17 protein-coding genes are annotated in these 17,405 nt (G+C 42.1%); 1 reads left to right on the top strand and 16 read right to left on the bottom strand.

Annotation, left to right across the window (positions count from 1 at the left end; genetic code table 11):
* Positions 1 to 40 precede the first annotated feature (40 nt).
* The 8 genes from ilvN to BET10_RS00955 all read right to left on the bottom strand — a co-directional run bounded on the left by ilvN (position 41) and on the right by BET10_RS00955 (position 9,778).
* Positions 41 to 538 carry an acetolactate synthase small subunit gene (ilvN, locus tag BET10_RS00990; RefSeq protein ID WP_070982960.1) on the bottom strand — a complete coding sequence of 166 codons (498 nt, stop codon included), beginning with the start codon at positions 536 to 538 and terminating at the stop codon, positions 41 to 43.
* Positions 538 to 2,262, bottom strand: a complete 1,725-nt coding sequence (locus BET10_RS00985; protein WP_070982959.1) for an acetolactate synthase 3 large subunit — start codon at positions 2,260 to 2,262, stop codon at positions 538 to 540. Before BET10_RS00985 ends, ilvN begins: the two co-directional genes overlap by 1 nt.
* 443 nt (positions 2,263 to 2,705) lie before the next feature.
* Positions 2,706 to 3,713, bottom strand: a complete 1,008-nt coding sequence (locus BET10_RS00980) for an isocitrate dehydrogenase (protein WP_070982958.1) — start codon at positions 3,711 to 3,713, stop codon at positions 2,706 to 2,708.
* Positions 3,714 to 3,945: 232 nt separating this feature from the next.
* Positions 3,946 to 5,637, bottom strand: a complete 1,692-nt coding sequence (locus BET10_RS00975; RefSeq protein WP_070982957.1) for a hypothetical protein — start codon at positions 5,635 to 5,637, stop codon at positions 3,946 to 3,948.
* Between the two features lies 1 nt (position 5,638).
* Entirely contained in the window at positions 5,639 to 6,022 is a 384-nt protein-coding gene (locus BET10_RS00970; protein ID WP_070982956.1) for a DUF3192 domain-containing protein, read from the bottom strand.
* A 66-nt stretch (positions 6,023 to 6,088) separates the two neighbouring features.
* The gene (gene xni / locus BET10_RS00965; RefSeq protein ID WP_070982955.1) at positions 6,089 to 6,877 is read right to left on the bottom strand and encodes a flap endonuclease Xni; all 789 of its coding nucleotides are present in this window, start codon (positions 6,875 to 6,877) and stop codon (positions 6,089 to 6,091) included.
* The gene (gene ppnN / locus BET10_RS00960; RefSeq protein WP_070982954.1) at positions 6,874 to 8,217 is read right to left on the bottom strand and encodes a nucleotide 5'-monophosphate nucleosidase PpnN; all 1,344 of its coding nucleotides are present in this window, start codon (positions 8,215 to 8,217) and stop codon (positions 6,874 to 6,876) included. The genes xni and ppnN overlap by 4 nt, the downstream gene beginning before the upstream one ends.
* Positions 8,218 to 8,230: 13 nt before the next feature.
* Positions 8,231 to 9,778 carry a GGDEF domain-containing protein gene (locus BET10_RS00955; RefSeq protein ID WP_070982953.1) on the bottom strand — a complete coding sequence of 516 codons (1,548 nt, stop codon included), beginning with the start codon at positions 9,776 to 9,778 and terminating at the stop codon, positions 8,231 to 8,233.
* A gap of 185 nt (positions 9,779 to 9,963) precedes the next feature.
* Between BET10_RS00955 and BET10_RS00950 the strand changes: the two genes are divergently transcribed.
* Positions 9,964 to 11,742, top strand: coding sequence for a M61 family metallopeptidase (locus BET10_RS00950; RefSeq protein ID WP_070983094.1), 1,779 nt, complete (start codon positions 9,964 to 9,966; stop codon positions 11,740 to 11,742).
* A 110-nt stretch (positions 11,743 to 11,852) separates the two neighbouring features.
* On the opposite strand, the gene BET10_RS00945 is transcribed toward BET10_RS00950, so the two are convergent.
* From BET10_RS00945 to BET10_RS00910, 8 genes are all read right to left on the bottom strand, one after another.
* Entirely contained in the window at positions 11,853 to 12,464 is a 612-nt protein-coding gene (locus tag BET10_RS00945; RefSeq protein ID WP_070982952.1) for a M23 family metallopeptidase, read from the bottom strand.
* A gap of 83 nt (positions 12,465 to 12,547) precedes the next feature.
* The gene (locus tag BET10_RS00940; protein ID WP_070982951.1) at positions 12,548 to 12,766 is read right to left on the bottom strand and encodes a helix-turn-helix transcriptional regulator; all 219 of its coding nucleotides are present in this window, start codon (positions 12,764 to 12,766) and stop codon (positions 12,548 to 12,550) included.
* Positions 12,759 to 13,259 (bottom strand): hypothetical protein, encoded by a 501-nt coding sequence (locus tag BET10_RS00935; RefSeq protein ID WP_070982950.1) that lies wholly within the window; start codon positions 13,257 to 13,259, stop codon positions 12,759 to 12,761. The genes BET10_RS00940 and BET10_RS00935 overlap by 8 nt, the downstream gene beginning before the upstream one ends.
* Positions 13,260 to 13,532: 273 nt before the next feature.
* The gene (locus BET10_RS00930; protein WP_070982949.1) at positions 13,533 to 14,189 is read right to left on the bottom strand and encodes a DM9 repeat-containing protein; all 657 of its coding nucleotides are present in this window, start codon (positions 14,187 to 14,189) and stop codon (positions 13,533 to 13,535) included.
* A 166-nt stretch (positions 14,190 to 14,355) separates the two neighbouring features.
* Positions 14,356 to 15,126: a glycosyltransferase family 25 protein gene (locus BET10_RS00925; RefSeq protein ID WP_070982948.1), complete on the bottom strand. Its 771-nt coding sequence runs from the start codon at positions 15,124 to 15,126 to the stop codon at positions 14,356 to 14,358.
* Between the two features lie 169 nt (positions 15,127 to 15,295).
* Positions 15,296 to 15,913: a bifunctional phosphoribosyl-AMP cyclohydrolase/phosphoribosyl-ATP diphosphatase HisIE gene (gene hisIE / locus BET10_RS00920; RefSeq protein WP_070982947.1), complete on the bottom strand. Its 618-nt coding sequence runs from the start codon at positions 15,911 to 15,913 to the stop codon at positions 15,296 to 15,298.
* Positions 15,904 to 16,683: an imidazole glycerol phosphate synthase subunit HisF gene (hisF, locus tag BET10_RS00915; protein ID WP_070982946.1), complete on the bottom strand. Its 780-nt coding sequence runs from the start codon at positions 16,681 to 16,683 to the stop codon at positions 15,904 to 15,906. The genes hisIE and hisF overlap by 10 nt, the downstream gene beginning before the upstream one ends.
* Positions 16,665 to 17,399: a 1-(5-phosphoribosyl)-5-[(5-phosphoribosylamino)methylideneamino] imidazole-4-carboxamide isomerase gene (locus tag BET10_RS00910; protein ID WP_070982945.1), complete on the bottom strand. Its 735-nt coding sequence runs from the start codon at positions 17,397 to 17,399 to the stop codon at positions 16,665 to 16,667. Before BET10_RS00910 ends, hisF begins: the two co-directional genes overlap by 19 nt.
* Positions 17,400 to 17,405 lie beyond the last annotated feature (6 nt).

Raw genomic sequence — 17,405 nt, 5'->3', positions numbered from 1 at the left:
GACAAAGGGACCGATTGGTCCCTTTGTTTTTGCTAAACTATCAGCCTTTTAGCGCTTTATCACCACGTCCTATGCCAACAGCTCCTGAACGAACCAATTCGATGATGTCGCTTTCGTGACGCAGCATGTCTAAAAACGACTCTAATCGCTCTGCATTGCTCAATAACTGTAACGTATAGCTTTGCTTACCCATATCTATGATTGAGCCTTGATAGACATCAGCGATGCGTGTAACCGCAGCTCTTGTGGCTTCATCTTTGGCAAATACTTTCACGAGCAAGAGTTCGCGCTCAATATGCGGCACTTCGGTTAAGTCAATAATCTTAAGCACATCCACGAGCTTGTTAACTTGTTTGGTAATTTGTTCCACAACTCTGTCGTCACCATGCGTGGTGATGGTGATCCGCGACAGTGTATGATCTGCCGTGGTGCCAACTGTTAAGCTGTCGATGTTATAGGCCCGCTGGGAAAAGAGGCCCACGATGCGTGACAAAGAACCAGGTTCGTTTTCCAATAAGATACTCAGTATTCTACGCATTATGCTTTTACTCCTTTTTTAAGCCACATATCATCAACGGCACCTAGTTTGATTTGCATCGGATATACGTGTTCCTTTTCGTCAACACGAATATCTAAAAACACCAGTCTATCTGTGATAGCAAACGCTTTTTCTAACGCGTCATCTAGTTCACTTGGATGATCAACGCGGATCCCAATGTGGCCATAACTTTGCGCCAGAGCAACAAAGTCAGGTAATGATTCCATGTATGAACTAGAGTGCCTGCCGCCATACATCATATCTTGCCATTGTCTTACCATGCCCAAAGAGCGGTTATTCAAAGAGACAATTTTTACCGCCAACCCATATTGCAAGCAGGTAGAGAGCTCTTGGATATTCATCTGAATAGAACCGTCGCCTGTAACACAGACTACATGTTGTTCAGGAAAAGCGAGTTTAACTCCCATAGCCGCAGGCAGGCCAAACCCCATAGTGCCAAGGCCACCAGAATTGATCCATTGTCGAGGGTTTTTGAACGGATAATACTGAGCGGCAAACATTTGATGTTGACCTACGTCTGAGCTGATATATGCATCACCTTGAGTGATCTGATAAACCTTCTCAATAACGGTTTGCGGTTTGATAACATCTACGCCCAAGTCGTACGACAAACATTTTTGTTCTCGCCACTGTGTAATTTGCTGCCACCATTCTTCCTGAGCACTGCGATCGATACGACTAGGGCTTTTGTCGATGGCCGCTTGCAATTGCTCTAATACTGATGCAAGACAGCCAACCACTGGGATATGAGCCTTGATAGTTTTAGATATAGACGTAGGGTCAACGTCTACATGGACTATCGTTGCTTCTGGACAGAACTTCTTAACATTATTTGTAACTCGGTCATCAAAGCGTGCACCAAGCGCCAGAATCACATCAGCATTGGCCATAGCTTTGTTTGCCTCTAGGCTACCGTGCATACCAAGCATACCAATGAAGTTTGGATGGGTACCGCTAATTCCCCCTAATCCCATTAAGGTGTTGGTAATAGGTGCGTTAAGTGTTTCTACAAGTTCTGTCAGCTGCGCAGAGGTATTAGATAATACGATACCACCACCTGAGTAGATTACTAACCGCTTAGCGCCTAAAATCGCCTCAACGGCCTTTTTGATTTGTTTGGAATGACCTTTAACGCTTGGGTTATAGGTACGCATTTCGATGCTTTGTGGCATCAAATAGTTAAACTTCTGTAATGGATTTAGAATGTCTTTAGGGAGTTCTACAACAACGGGGCCTGGACGACCAGTACTGGCCAGATAAAATGCCTTTGCTAACACGTTCGGGATCTGCTCGGCGTCACGACAATTGAAACTGTGCTTAACGATAGGCCTTGAACACCCAACAATATCTGTTTCTTGGAACGCATCGTCACCGATCAGGTTCGAGGGAACTTGACCTGATAACACTACCATAGGGATTGAATCCATGTAGGCAGTAGCAATACCTGTTACGCAGTTTGTGGCACCGGGCCCCGAAGTTGCTAATACTACACCCACTTTGCCTGTTGCTCTGGCATAGCCATCTGCCATATGAGTAGCGGCTTGTTCGTGGCGTACTAAAATATGCTCAATGTCGCTTTGCTGAAATAGTGCGTCATACAAATCCAAAACTGAGCCACCAGGGTACCCAAATATATATTCAACCTTAAGTGCTGCGAGTGCTTTTACAACGAGCTCGGAGCCATTGTATTGCTCTGTTTTCATCCTCATTCCTCAGTTTTTAGCTGTCACTGTTGATAATTTTCCAAAAAAAAACCCCGCAATTGCGGGGTTAAAGCGTAAATTTGCTCAACACGGCCCCGCTGGACTTAAGATAAAGACCAGGACTAGGACATGTAGGTTAGATAAAATACGTTTCATTTTGGTGTTAATTTTATTTGTTAATTTACGCAAGTTATTAAATGTTGTTTTACAACCCATGTCAAGGGGAGTTCTTTAAATGTGCATAAAAAACGCATTTTTTGGTGTTATGTGAATTATTTTGCGTATTTATTGTGGTTTTTAAACTTTGTGCGGAATGTATTATGCTGTATTTTGGGTGGTGGGATTTATTTATTCAAGAAGGAGTCAATTGATTTAGACAAAAGTCTGTCTCATTAACAGGTGCAAATACAGGGGACCAAAGAAGTCAGCCCCCCGACTGGATATTATAGTCTTTCGATCACAGCTTGTGTGAAGTCAGTTGTGCCGTGGTTGCCACCTAAATCGCGTGTCGTACGGTCACCAGACTTAATCACGTCTGCTACAGCACTTCTGATGCGGTTAGCTGTTTCACCCATTTCTAAGTACTCAAGCATTTGAATTGAAGCAAGAATAACAGACGTTGGGTTAGCTAGGTTTTTACCTGCGATATCAGGAGCACTACCGTGTACAGCTTCAAAGATTGCTGCGTTTTCACCGATGTTCGCGCCTGGCGCCATGCCAAGGCCACCAACAAGGCCTGCACAAAGGTCAGATAAGATGTCACCGAATAAGTTTGTAGTAACAATTACGTCAAACTCTTCAGGCGTCATAACCAACTTCATACATGTTGCATCAACAATCATCTCTGCTGACTCAATGTCAGGGTAACGCTCACCTACTTCACGAGCCACTTTCAAGAATAGGCCAGAAGTTGATTTTAGAATGTTTGCTTTGTGAACCGCTGTTACTTTCTTACGGCCTTCACGACGCGCAAGTTCATAGGCGAATGTTACTATCTTCTGTGCACCTTCGCGGGTGATTTTTGACATTGCCTCTGCTTCATTGCCATCATCAGATACAACCTGACCAAGACCAGAATACATACCTTGTGTGTTTTCACGTACCGTGATGATATCAATGTCGTCATAACGCGCTTTAGTACCAGCAAAAGATTTAACTGGGCGTACGTTTGCGTATAAACCAAAGTGTTTACGCAGCGTTACATTGATAGAGGTAAAACCTTCACCAACAGGAGTCGTTAGAGGACCTTTAAGTGTGATCTTGTTTTTTTCGATCACATCTAGAGTTTCTTTTGGCAGAAGCTCGCCAGTTTTTTCTAACGCAGCTAGACCTGCATCTACGAATTCATAGTCGAAGTCACAGCCCGCTGCATTTAGGATCTCAATTGCTGAGTCAATGATGCTTGGACCGATGCCGTCACCTTTAATCACGGTAATGGTTTGCTTAGCCATTCTGGTTTTTCCTTTATCAAAAATAAATAATACACCACACCCATTGGGCACTACTGAGAAGTTTAGTAAACAAAGAGGGAGGGCGTGTGTTCGCTTGAAAATTTAAGCGCGTTTTATAACAATTTATGCCTATATATTCCAGTACGGAATGACAAATAGGGTATACATAGCATTTATGCTTGTTATATGTTTTATTTATTGCATAAATAATAGGCGAGGTTGTAGAGCAAGTTTAGTCGATACTGCAGCTGGGGCCGTGAGCAATGAAAGCATCACAAAATTGTTCTAAGGAGAGCCACTGAAACTCTTTGAGCACGTCATTAAGCAGTTGCGTTTGCCATGCACTGAGAGCCTGAGTTTCACCCAGTGTATAGGTTGCCAATAGTTTTATTACAACCAGAGTGCGAGCTGTATTGCTAAGAGTGCTTTTTTCTGCTTTTTCTGTTTCCAAAAATGCCTGATGGGACGGTGAGTTAGCAAAGTATCTGTTGGTAAACTCACTGAAATGTATCTCGTCTAATCGGTCAAAGCCGAATAGATGGGCGATTGATATACTCTTGTCATTCAGCTCCTCAGTGCTACCTTTGACGAGCCTGCGGATGGCACAGCTATGTTTGGCGAGGATAAAGTATATAGCAGCGGTAAACGGACTCAAAAAATGCTCGAATTGTTCCGAATGCTCGTTGCTTAACAACGTCATGATAAGTTTGTTGAGATAATTGTATTTATGCCATATGTCTCCAGCAAAAGGGTGGCGAAGTTGGGAAATAAGCGTTTCCAATAGCACTCGCTGACAAAGCAAACCGGCTGTATCAAGTCCTACCATGGTTAGACAATGACGTACGGTGCTGGCTTTTTGTCCCTGCCGATTATACTGCCTAGCTGCCTGTTGCAGTGCATAGGTGATCTGCGAAAATGGCTTGATAGTCTTTTCTATCGCTTTAAATTCCAAAAATTGTTGCTGACCTAAGTTGCTTATCGCTTGCCAAATTGCATCATGGTTTTGATGCGTTCGAATCGGCTTTGGTATTTGCTCATTAAACCAAATGGAAAAAAGTAACTTTCGGTCAGATGTTGATATAGGGCGGTAGTGTGGGATGAAGCGTTTGCTGGTTTTTATCATCCCTACAGCATTGTTGTTATCTAACAGTACTAACAAGAAACCATCATGAGTAGCGCATAGCACTAATGCCTGTTGACCCTTGTAGTTCACCAAAGACCCCCCAGGATAGATGGTGATTTGCCTTGCAAGTGCCGATAAAGAAAGTTGCGCGAATTCATTATATGTTCCTAGGTATAATGATTTAAGCGCTTGCACTATAGTAAAGGTTTTTATTTTTGGTCTGGGCGTTATGGCCTTAGCAATACGTTTTGCCAGCGTGACTAAAATGCTGGTGTTGTCATACAAGGGGATAGACTTGTTTCCAGTAATAGCGGAGGTGTATTTGTCTAGCCGAGACAGAATACGCTGTAATTGCCCTTGTGGCACGTTCGCGGTGTCTAACATGGTAATTGCAAACTGATGCCTGAGCTTAACCAGCTTGGTTTCCTGTGCGCTAAGTGCTTCACCTCTGGCTGCTTTATTGGTCTCATTAGAGCAGCATAAATGATCGCTTAACGCTGCTATAACTAACTCTTCAGTGAAATCTTCGTCGTAGCCATTAGCGCTACAAAAAGCACACACTAAAATGCATTGGTTAACGGTCAGGTTAGTGGCATAGCCATGATCAGAGGCATAAAACTGTAAATGAGCATGTAAAGCGTTCGGCAGATGGTGATAGCTTTGTACAAAGCGTTCTGCAAGTTGGCTTAATGTTGGGTAAATTGCAGGCCATTTTTGCTTGTTGTAATAGAGTCTAAGCGCCTGATGGGTGTGCTCAAAAAGGCGTTTTAGATGTGCTGGGCTGGGCTTAAACTCAGACATCTCACAAAGCCTTCTCGTAGGCGACACTCGCAGCAGGTCCCCAGAGGATTAATTTGCCATCTTCAAATAGTAGACCCGTACATTCATCTTGTGTGGTAATACCATCAGGTTTTACGAGCTGCGTTCTGTAATAAACGATTTGCAGCATTTTCTCAGGTTGTTTTTTAACGTATGTCAGATCGGGGCTGCCCAAGGTTTCAAGCACATCATTTATACTGATGTCTTGGTCAGGTTTCAGTTTATTGATATAGCGATTGTTAAATGCCTCCCTGTCTTGCCATATCATGGCCTGAGGGTCATCTTTATAAAAATTAATAACCAACATCACAATTGCTGCATAAACCGCAAGGCCCAATACGATGTACTGCAATACTTTTTTGATCATAAACAACTCACTGAATAACGGGCAGAGAGTATAGCAAAGCTTAACAGACGACAACCCAAGTTGCGACTAATCAACATGATGGCGTGTGAGTCTGAGCTGTTTCATGTTAAAACCCAAATATATATCGGTCCTAAGCGTAACCAAATGCTTGCTGGTAACATAGTCTTCCATACCGTTAGTGAGTTTGTTCTTAATTGCTGTTTTACAATCAGGATCCTTAAGAGCAGTTGCAATGTCGGGGTATTGTTTGACCAATTGAGCCGCCGATTTTTGACCAATACCAACAATACCTGGAATATCGTTAGTCTTGTCTCCACTCAGTGCCCAAAAGTCTACAAGCTGATGTTTGCTCACACCAAAGCGATCTATAATGTCTTGGTCACAAAGCGATTGGCGCTTAAAGTAGTCATAAATTTCAATTTTCCCGTCGAGCAGCGGCATAAACCCCTTATCAGTAGACACAATAACGGATTGAACTCCTGCCGCTTTGGCCTTGCACGCAAGGGTTGCGATGACATCATCTGCTTCATCCTGCTGTGGTTTATAAACAGTGACGCCAAGGTCGCAAAATGCTTCGCTAATTGTGTCTAGATTATCAAAGAGCAGTCTTGGCATGGGCTTACGGCTGTATTTGTAATTGGGATAGTAGTGATACCTCCAGCTTTTTTGCCCGTCAAATACTGCAATGGCATGTGTTGCTTGTGTCAAACTGAGCAATTTACGGGTTGCATGACTGACACGGCTCTTACATGACAGTATGGTTTGCTTTTCGCTGCGGTGGCTTTGTTGTTCATCAACGGCATAGATGCGCCGAATTAAATTCAGCGCATCTATAAGTACTAATTTTTGATTCATGCTTTTATTTGATAACAGGGAATATATTTGCTGCCTGGTAGTTTCATTCTTCCTTGTTCAACAAATGCGCGCAATAATTTATCCATGTCTTTCATCAGAGATGTATCGCCAGAAAGAGTATATGGTCCATGTTGTTTGATGGCTTGGATCCCTTCGTCTTTGACGTTTCCAGCTACAATTCCTGAGAAAGCGCGACGTAAGTTGGCCGCAAGTTGCTGTGTCGGTTGATCCAAATGTAAATCTAATGCTGACATATTTTGGTGTGTTGGCGCAAAAGGCATTTGAAACTCATTGTCTATTTTTAATGTCCAATTGAAGTAATATGCATCACCACGCTCTTTGCGGTACTCCCTAACCTCTTTGACACCAGCTTTGAGCTTTTGCGCAACAAGTTCAGGATTATCAACGATTACTTCGAACTTCTCTAATGCGGCTTCTCCCAATGTACTTTTTATGAAGGCACAGATTTCCTCAAAATATCCCGCGGATTCTTTTGGACCCGTGAGTATTACAGGCAAGCACTGCTTCGCATTTTCGGGGTGTAGCAGAATGCCTAATAAATAAAGTAATTCTTCGGCGGTGCCAGCGCCTCCGGGGAAAATAATGATACCGTGCGCTGTACGCACAAATGCTTCTAACCGTTTTTCGATATCAGGTAAAATGACTAATTCATTAACAATTGGGTTGGGTGGCTCTGCGGCGATAATACTTGGCTCTGTTAGCCCAAGGTAGCGATTGCTGCTGATCCGCTGCTTGGCATGACCAATGGTTGCGCCTTTCATTGGGCCTTTCATAGCACCGGGTCCGCAACCTGTGCAAATGTTTAGTCCTCTTAGTCCTAACTGATAGCCCACTTCTTTGGTGTATTGATACTCGGTTTCATTAATTGAGTGACCACCCCAACAGGTAATGATATTAGGATCACTGTTGACTTCAAGCGCATCCGCGTTGCGTAACATATCAAACACCATATGGGTGATCTCACGGGGTGTATTAATTTGTTCCTGATGGCGTTGGCAGATAAACAGAATGTCTCGAATGACCGAAAATATATGTTCATGAATACCAGAAATAATCTCACCATCAACAAACGCTGTTTCTGGCGGGTTATCCAACGCTATCTTAATACCACGTTCCCTGGCGATTAGCTTGATATCAAAATCTTGATACTTATTATAAATTTCTGAACTTGAGTCAGTGTGACTTCCCACGTTTAGTACTGCTAACGCGCAGTTGCGAAATAACCTATACCGTTCGCTATTTGAAGATTGCTGTAGTAAGTCTACCTCTAATTGAGATAGTAAATTTAGTACGCCAGTTGGGTTTAACTGTACTTGCATAGGCTTCTCCTTATTATTCACGAAGGCATAACCGGTCTCGGCCGCTATTTTTAGCCTCGTAAAGTGCGCTATCTGCTCTGTCAAAAGCGGAGAGCGGGGTATCACCCTCTTTAAATTGTGTTGCGCCTAAAGATATGGTGATTTGTACTTGCGTCTCTTTAAATTTAAAAGGGATCGATTTAATAGTGTTACGCACTTTCTCAAGCGGTTGCTTGGCATGTTCCAAATGCAATCCTGGCATCAGTAGAACAAACTCCTCACCGCCGTAACGCGCAATGAAATCGGTTTTGCGTATTGCTTTTTTGAGTGCTCTGGCAATAACCTGTAAGGTCTTATCACCCGCACTATGGCCATATTTATCGTTGATTGATTTAAAGTGGTCAACGTCAATGACGACTAAGGTTATATCGCTTTTATTTATTCCAAATAAATGAAACTCTTGATGAAACCTATCATCAAATGCGGTGCGATTGGGTAACTTGGTTAATCCATCCAGCAAACTTTTATAGCGTTGCTCAGATAACCGCTTTTTATAGGTATTAACTTTGCTCTCAAGTACATTGATACGGTCATTGATTTTTTCAAAGCTCTCGTAGAGTGCTTTTTTATCCTCACTTTCAATGCGCTCACGCTCAATTAGGTCTTGACTGAGGAGCTTTAGTTCACCATCTACTAAACTCTTTAACTCACTTATGGAAGTGGCTTTTTGAGTCTGCGAGTTTAGGCTATTGATCTTAGCTTCAATTCGTTTGTTTAGATTGGTGATCTGCTTATTGACGTTTTGAGAATGTTTAGTCGTCTCAACGATTGACGTATTAAGCTCTTCTAATGTTTGATTGAGAGAGACTAAGAACCCTTGCGCCGATTGCCTTTCACGGGCAATGCTTTTCACAATAACCCGAATAATACTAAGCGCTGCGTTCAGCAAGGAATCGATATCGTCAGTTAAAGTAATATTACCCTTGATCGCGGTGACTTCTTGAGAAACATCTTCATCAAAGGTGAGCTCATTGGCTAAATTAAGCAGCTCGGTAGCGAACTCAGGGTTCTTTTGTGATTGCCTAGTATCGTCAGTAACACTTGCCTGTGACAACTTTAACTGTAGCGCCTGTTGATATAGCTCAGAAAGTTTCTCTAGTATCGGGATATAGTCATTGGTTGTATTAATATTGGTAAGTTCATGGTCGAGTAAGTGACGTAACTTTCTACGGCCATCATCAGGTAGTCCTTTGACTTTTTGTAATTGTTTACCAGCTGTCATTATACTCAATTCAAGTGCGCGTCTATTCGCTGAATTTACGGCTTCTTGATTCTTGAGCGTTTCATTCATGTTCTCAATTAAAGGCTCAACTTCTATAAAGTCCATACCTTTTTGTAGTGCACTACGAAACTTAGCCAACTGGTTGTCTAAAGCTACATCTTGCCCTTTACAGCTAAGCGACAGCTTGGCTGCAAATTGTGTCAGTACGTCTACCTGATGCTTGCGCGCGGTTTCAAGCGCTTTGCGGGCTTTGATAGTTTGTTCTAATTTTTTTTCTAATAGTGCAGAGTTTTTAGTCACCAATCTTAACCACTTCCATCTTCACAGGGTTTTAACCTAAGTTTACATCAATTCTTTATTTCATGTTCATGAATTTTGAGCTAGGGCCATGTTACCGAAGCAAATTGTGTATTCACCGAGTTTTTAATATGTTGCGTCATAGTTTTGTTATGCTGGCCATAACTTTGTTACAGCGTGATTATAAGATGCATTTAAAAAACCTATTATTGCCAGTTAGTCTAGTTTCTCTTAGTGTTTTAGCTGATGTTGAGTACACACTCACCATAGACCAGCCCGACCATCATTTGGGTAACGTTTCAGTATTATTTCCAAAATCTGCTCAAGCCCACTTGGATGTTAAACTACCAGATTGGCGAACTGGACGCTACGAAGTATTGGACTTAGCCAACGGTATTCGCTATTTCAATGCGACAGATCATGAAGGCAAAGCGTTAAAGTGGCACAAAATTGATAAAAGCACTTGGCGCGTTCATCTCGATGATCCTTCTCAAGTACAAGTAACTTATCAGGTTTATGCAAATCAACTGGCCAAACGTGTTCGTCACATTGATGATAGTCATGCGTTTATTGATGCATCAGGCTTTTTTATGTTTTCAGACTCGTTTCGTCAAGAGCCTGTTAAAGTAGCATTGGACGTACCAAAGCAATGGCGCTCAATTTCTGGGATGGAATTTGCGGGTAACAAACACACGTTTAGCGCAGCAAACTATGACGTACTTGTTGATTCACCAATAGAAACCGGAGTTAATGAGCATCATAAGTTTTCTGTCGATGGTCGAGAGTATGAGTTGGTGATCTGGGGCGAAGGTAACTATGATGTTCAACAGATGCTCGACGATCTTAAAAAGTTGGTAAAAACTGGCTCACTTATTTGGGACGAATACCCTTATCGGCGTTTTGTATTTATGGTACACGCAACGAGCGGCGCAAGAGGGGCCACAGAGCATTTAAACTCAACCATTATTCAGCGCCACAGAGACACATTTGCCAAGCGTGAAGATTATCTAAGTTTTATTGCCACGGCGGCGCATGAGTTTATTCATACTTGGAATGTAAAAAACTATCGTCCAGCGGGCTTGGTTCCTTACGATTACTTAAATCCAAATTACAGTGATTTACTGTGGCTCTCTGAAGGGTCTACCAGTTATTTGGAAGACTATCTGTTACTGAGCGCTGACATCATGAGTCACGATGAGTTCTTCAAAAACCTTTCGAACACCATTAATCGACATCTAGATAAGCCGGGCCGAGAGGTGCAATCGGCAGCACATACCAGTTTTGATAAATGGATTAATCAAGGAGGTGATCATGGTCTCAATTACAGCACTAACATTTATCTAGAAGGTTCGCTTATCTCAATGGCATTGGATATAGACTTGCTTGCGAACTCAGATGGCAAGGTCAGCTATCGTGATGTCCATAAGCAGTTGTACAATCAGTATAAACTGCCTAAATCATTTACATCTAAGGACGTAAAAGACATCCTTAAACAAGTTTCAGGCAAAGACTACAGTCAGTGGTGGCAGCAACATGTTGATTCACCAGTTGAATTAGACTTTGATACCTTGCTTGATAAAGTTGGACTTGAATTTACATACCCTGAAGGTGCTAAGACTATTGCTAGTCTAGCAGTCATCGCCAAGTCAGAAGGGCAACTTCTCACATTACAACACGTTGCGCGAGATAGCTCAGCATGGCAAGCAGGTTTAACCGCGGGTGATAAAGTTGTGGCGTTTGGCGGTCATCATGTTAGAGATAGCTTAGTTGACTCTTTGGCGTATTTTAAAGGGGGAGATACGGTTAAGGTTGACTTTATTCGCCGTGACAAGTTGATGAGCACCAAGGTAAAGCTTGAGCAAGACTTCGATAAGCAAAAACGTATTCAAGCGTTAGCCTCACCGAGTGAATCGCAACAGCGTCTGTTTAAAGCATGGACAGGCATTACTCACCCCAAGGCGCAATAACTTTTAAGCTTGGTGAGCATATTGTATGAAACTACATAGACAATTATCACCAAGCTAACCCTTTGCAAAGCGTTCCATCACATTTGCGACGAGTTTTAATGTCAGCAACGTTAGTCTTTTAGCGCAAGGTAGTGTTCACCTATGGTCAGGCCACACTCATGAGGCCGAGTGTTTCTGAAAGTAACCGGTAGCGTTTGCCCACAGGGTAATTTGTTGTATTCAGGGGGAAGGTTAGGACCGCATTTTTGTACATCAAAATGTAGGTGGGGACCGCCGCTTTGCCCCGTGTTTCCGCTTCGGCCAATTACATCTCCTGCTTTTACTTCATCGCCTTCATTGACCAACACGCCTTTGTGAGTCAAATGGAAGTAGCGCGCAATGGTGCCATCATTGTGACGAATGAAAATATAATTCTCTTTTAGATCTTCACCGTTATAGTCTTCGTATAACTCGCGTATAGAGACTACTTCACCATCTCTTGCTGCCACAACTTTTGTGCCGATGGGCATGACAAAATCAACAGCGTATAGGCCGACGCCCTGGTTGGCTTTTGTATAATGGCCTGTTGAGACTAAGACTTCATATGATTCGCCAGTTTGATAGGGCAAAACGTAGTCTGAATTTTCTTGTAAGGCGAACGCATCACAATCAACGGGAGGCTTTGAGCAGGCGGTTAAAGTTGTTGAGAGTATAATTCCAAGTGATAAAAGTTGTGTTTTCATAAAGTTACAATCCTGTGTTTTAACAACTTAGTCGCAGCAAATTCGTATTTAGTTTAAACACAGTAAAGGATTAATAATAAAGCTCACTCAGTTTTATGATATTGAAATACATCTTCAAGGGGCAAGTTAAACACCGCTGCAATTTTGAAGGCGACTTCTAACGTTGGTGAATACTTGTTAGCTTCAATAGCCATAACGGTTTGTCTGGTTACGCCAATCGCTTCTGCCAATTGTTTTTGGGTCATCTCATTATTCAAAAAGCGCAGTGTGCGAATAGAATTTGTAATTGCACATTTACTCATAGATGTCTCCGGTGCGTCCTTTGAATAGTTGCATTACATAACTGCAGATTTCGGCAAGTAAAAACGCTGCGACCATGACATGTAAGGGTAAATATGGGACGCTATATTCAATGGCTGGCCCCCAATCATTGACCTGCGCTTGATATTGAAAAATAGCGATACAAATACCTGCTTGTAGAATATGAGCTTTATATTTATAACCCACTAAATCTATTTGTTTTTCTCTCACATCAAGTGGTTGGTTTAGTTCATTATCGCTGATAAATGTCAGCAATAAATAACTCAACACCATAAGTACGACACTGTAGGTCACAACCTGTAGTAAGAGTGAAGATAGCCAAGAAGCTGAAGCCAGTTGTTCCTGCGTTGCATTATACAGGCTTGATAAATAGAAATAGCCGATATAAGTGCTAACCAGCAAATCGATAGTTAAAGTGAGCTCTCTAAAGCTGATACTTTGCAGAAAGTCTTTTATCTGTGTTTGTCGTGTCATAAAAACCTAACCTAATGTAAAAAATATTTGACCTTGTTAAGCATATTGCTGTTTTCAATCTATGTCAAAAATTTTTTACCTCAAGTCAGTGATTCTTGACCTGTAAATGGATTTTTAATAGTTACTTTAAATGGTGACCTACTTTTCGTTGTTTTCATTGATGGTATAGAGAAGTGAGTGCGAGTAGATAATGTAGGAGACGGTAATAACCGCTGAAGATTTACCCCAATTTAGCTCTACCAAGTATTACAAGTAGAGCTAAACAGTACTTATTTATCTAGCAACTAAAATCCACGCATGAGTATACTTAGCTGCCCAAGGGTAATAAGATGGAACACCTGTCGAATGGCCGATATGTACGGCTCTTGTATGCCCTTTGTTTGTTCCTAGCCCAACATAGCAAGTATCATGATTTGGAATATATTTACCAACGACTCTGAATCGCTTATAGCTGTCACCGTCAACACCTTCAGCGATACAGTGGTACGAATATTCTCCAGAGTCAGTACCGCCTGCTGTTACTTCATCGCCTCGTAGAGTATAGCCATTTCCTATCTTACGCCATTCATAATTACCAGAAGCTAAGTAGTAATAGTCGCCATTTTTCCAGTTTTTACCATTGTGCTCTACATAGCAGTAGCCGCCTTTAATCACACCGGGCACTTTCCTTGATGTCGCATCTACACACAGCCCATCAGCCATCGCACTATAATTGCTATTTAAGTTACCATACTCGCTATCTTGGAAATGCGAGTATTGTAATCTTGATGAATCAAAATCTTTAATGGCTTTTGGCGTTGTTTCAACGCGAAAAACATGGTTACGATATTCAGATTGGTTGATCTTGACATAACTACCAAATACAGCGGCATTTGCTTGAATAGATAAGAAGCTTGCGGTTAGAGCCGCAACGGTTAGTACTCTTTTCATAATAATCCTTATTATGTTTGTTCAAAAGTCAGGTACATTCTGTTGATTGAGCTGATCTAAGTCAATAGGGCCAACAGGAATATAAATACTTGACTTTTAACTTTGCTTACTTATCCAGAAGGCGCTATTAGGCACATGTTGGCAGTGGTAACACGAGTACGGCTATTTATCTATTAAGAAGCTTTTTATATTTACTAACAAGTGCGTTAGTTTTAGAACGATTGCAAAGTTTGCCCATCAGCTGTTGATATTTCCTTCTCCAAAACATGCTCTTCAATGAGATGCCTTTTGACATTGCGGCAATGGTACTTTTAAATTCTAAGTCCTGCCTAATAGGGCAAGGACTAAGTGTAAATACTTCGATGCTCTTTTCCCACCAATGCTGGTAATCAGTATCCACTGGACGGCCAAAGGGGATGGATGATTGTAGGATTTTTTTTGCGCCACTGAGACTGACCGCCTGAGCGCAAGTACCTGCTGAAACCTTTTTTTGGATCCTTAAACTATACACATCATTAATTGCAAACTCGTAAGCCGTTGGTCTTTCACGGTTACCGTATTCTGCCAGTTTGATCATATCCCATTCGAAATCTATATCCTTTAGAGAGTCAATTGCCGCGTTTAAATCACCAACTATTTTAAAGTCATCTTCAAGTATGACGGCGTATGCTATGTTGTTATCAACTATATGCTGCAATACTTTTAGATGGCTCATATAGCAGCCAATTTCTCCAGGGCCTAGAGGTCTATGATATTGTTTTACATTCAATGTTGGAGAGTAAAATTTAGCTAGTGTTTGTTCATCAACATCAGTCCCCATTACTGCACTGATCCTCTCAAAGTTAATAGCAAAAGGCGCTAATCTGAGATTACATTTCTCAAGCCTATCAGGGCTTTGGTCCAAATTAATCAGGAAAATTGGGGGCTGATCTGTCATTTCATTCCTCTCCAAGATTGTGCTATTGTTTGCACAAACCATGTATAAGCGAATGAATTTGCCTAAAAACCGATATGCAAATGGCAAGAAACGAAACGCTTTATCACGGTATGATTATTGTTATTATTAGGCCAACAATCATACCATGATAAAATATTATAACCAGAGGTTAACAAGATTTGTGTCTTGTTTCTAAACAGTCAACAACTTCTTGTAAGCTGGTATCACTGCGTTGTAGCAGTACGAGCAGGTGATAAAGTAAGTCCGCTGATTCGTTTATAAGTTCGAGCTTGTCTTGTTTCATGGCGGCGAGTGCCACCTCAACACCTTCTTCTCCAACCTTTTGGCAACTTCGACTAATATCTTTTGCGAATAGTGAGGCTGTGTAGCTGGTATTTGGGTCATCAGTTTTACGTGACACAATTACTTGTTCTAGCTGCGCTAGAAAGCTCGTCACAGGTTTTGCGTCACCAAAGCAGCTTTGTGTGCCTAAATGACATGTCGGTCCCGCAGGTGTAGCTAATAGCAAAATAGCATCATAATCACAGTCAGTATGCGCACTGACTAATCGTAAAACATTGTGAGATTCTTCACCCTTGGTCCATAACCGCTGTTTGGATCTTGAGTAAAAAGTGACAAGTTGCTTTTCAAACGTTGCGGCGATAGCGGCTTCGTTCATAAAGCCTTGCATGAGGATTTGTCCGGTCGCTGCATCTTGTACAATGGCTGGCATTAACGGACATTTTTCAAAGTCTAGTTTACTTAAGTTATCTGGAGTTAATTGCATTGTCTTACCGCCACCTGTTGCTGTGCTAAAAATGTTTTTAGTTGCCCAATATCAATCATGTTTTTATGAAATACGCTGGCAGCGAGTGCACCATCAACTTTACTTTGCTTAAATACGTCCGCAAAGTCTTGCATAGTTCCCGCACCGCCAGAGGCAATTAACGGAATGTCACAGATACGACGAATTAAGCTCAGCTGTGCATTGTCATAGCCATTGCGTACGCCATCTTGGTTCATACAGTTCAATACAATTTCTCCCGCGCCCAAGTCTTGTACCATTTGAACCCATTGCTGTGTTTTGTAACGCGTTCTGCTAGATGCGTTTGGGTCGCCGGTTAATTGATAAACCAAATAATCTCCTGTGGCTTCATCATAGAAGCTGTCAATGCCTACTACCACGCATTGCTTGCCAAACTCATCGTGTAACTCTTTGATCAGTTGCGGTCGTGCAATTGCTGGGCTATTAATACTGATTTTGTCAGCGCCTTGTTCTAGTACCTTAGCAGCATCTGCCACAGATTTTATGCCGCCGGCAACACAAAATGGAATGTCGATGTGCTTGGCGATATTGCTTACCCAGTTAACGTCCAATAGACGTTTTTCTACGCTAGCGCTGATTTCATAGAATACGAGTTCGTCAGCTCCCGCTTCACTATATAGTTGGGCGAGCTCTAGTATGTCTCCAACTACTTCATGGCCTTTGAACTTTACGCCTTTTACGACTTGACCATTTTTAACATCCAAGCATGGAATTATGCGCTTTGACAACATGCTAATGCCTCCTCAACGCTGAAGACTCCATCGAGCAAGGATTTACCAAGAATAACTCCACCCACGCCTATCTCTACGAGCGTTTTTATATCTGATAATGAACTCACGCCGCCTGAAGCTTGCACCTTAATATCGCTGTTGTGCGCTATAAGTTGTTTGTACAACTCAAAAGACGGGCCTGTCATGGTGCCATCTTTACTAATGTCCGTACATAAAAAATCTATCACGCCAAGGTCCGCATAAAAGTCTACCAGTTCAAATAAGTTGTCTTCACCGTCAGCAAGCCAACCATGTGTTGCAGGTGCCCATCCAGTTTCTGTTTTGTTGACATCTAGGGCAATAACAAAACGCTTTGCACCGAATTCTTTGAGCCACTGTGCGACTTCTTGGCGTTTGTCTACCGCCATGGATCCGATAACAACTTGAGCAGCTCCGGCATCTAGCCATTGTTTGACGTCTTCATATCGACGTACACCGCCACCAACTTGATAGGGTACATTCAATGCTTTAGTTGCGGCTTGGATTTGTTCCCACTGCTTTTTGTTTGGATCTCTTGCACCTTCCAAATCAACGAGGTGAAGCTTTTGCGCGCCACTGTTTTGGTATTCTTGTAATCGACAGGCCAGCTCAAACGGATAAAATTGGGCAGTATCGTATTTGCCTTGATACAATCGAACGACTTGGTTTTGCAGTACATCTAATGCTGGAATTATCATCAACAA

Source organism: Pseudoalteromonas amylolytica (assembly GCF_001854605.1).
In the GTDB taxonomy this organism is placed as follows: domain Bacteria; phylum Pseudomonadota; class Gammaproteobacteria; order Enterobacterales; family Alteromonadaceae; genus Pseudoalteromonas; species Pseudoalteromonas amylolytica.
This window is presented reverse-complemented; position numbering and strand designations above follow the sequence as displayed.

Bases quoted from the DNA above. Each gene is read 5' to 3' on its own strand.
- ilvN (WP_070982960.1), bottom strand. From the start codon at position 538: ATGCGTAGAATACTGAGTATCTTATTGGAAAACGAACCTGGTTCTTTG.
- BET10_RS00985 (WP_070982959.1), bottom strand. From the start codon at position 2,262: ATGAAAACAGAGCAATACAATGGCTCCGAGCTCGTTGTAAAAGCACTC.
- BET10_RS00980 (WP_070982958.1), bottom strand. From the start codon at position 3,713: ATGGCTAAGCAAACCATTACCGTGATTAAAGGTGACGGCATCGGTCCA.
- BET10_RS00975 (WP_070982957.1), bottom strand. From the start codon at position 5,637: ATGTCTGAGTTTAAGCCCAGCCCAGCACATCTAAAACGCCTTTTTGAG.
- BET10_RS00970 (WP_070982956.1), bottom strand. From the start codon at position 6,022: ATGATCAAAAAAGTATTGCAGTACATCGTATTGGGCCTTGCGGTTTAT.
- xni (WP_070982955.1), bottom strand. From the start codon at position 6,877: ATGAATCAAAAATTAGTACTTATAGATGCGCTGAATTTAATTCGGCGC.
- ppnN (WP_070982954.1), bottom strand. From the start codon at position 8,217: ATGCAAGTACAGTTAAACCCAACTGGCGTACTAAATTTACTATCTCAA.
- BET10_RS00950 (WP_070983094.1), top strand. From the start codon at position 9,964: ATGCATTTAAAAAACCTATTATTGCCAGTTAGTCTAGTTTCTCTTAGT.
- BET10_RS00945 (WP_070982952.1), bottom strand. From the start codon at position 12,464: ATGAAAACACAACTTTTATCACTTGGAATTATACTCTCAACAACTTTA.
- BET10_RS00940 (WP_070982951.1), bottom strand. From the start codon at position 12,766: ATGAGTAAATGTGCAATTACAAATTCTATTCGCACACTGCGCTTTTTG.
- BET10_RS00935 (WP_070982950.1), bottom strand. From the start codon at position 13,259: ATGACACGACAAACACAGATAAAAGACTTTCTGCAAAGTATCAGCTTT.
- BET10_RS00930 (WP_070982949.1), bottom strand. From the start codon at position 14,189: ATGAAAAGAGTACTAACCGTTGCGGCTCTAACCGCAAGCTTCTTATCT.
- BET10_RS00925 (WP_070982948.1), bottom strand. From the start codon at position 15,126: ATGACAGATCAGCCCCCAATTTTCCTGATTAATTTGGACCAAAGCCCT.
- hisIE (WP_070982947.1), bottom strand. From the start codon at position 15,913: ATGCAATTAACTCCAGATAACTTAAGTAAACTAGACTTTGAAAAATGT.
- hisF (WP_070982946.1), bottom strand. From the start codon at position 16,683: ATGTTGTCAAAGCGCATAATTCCATGCTTGGATGTTAAAAATGGTCAA.
- BET10_RS00910 (WP_070982945.1), bottom strand. From the start codon at position 17,399: ATGATAATTCCAGCATTAGATGTACTGCAAAACCAAGTCGTTCGATTG.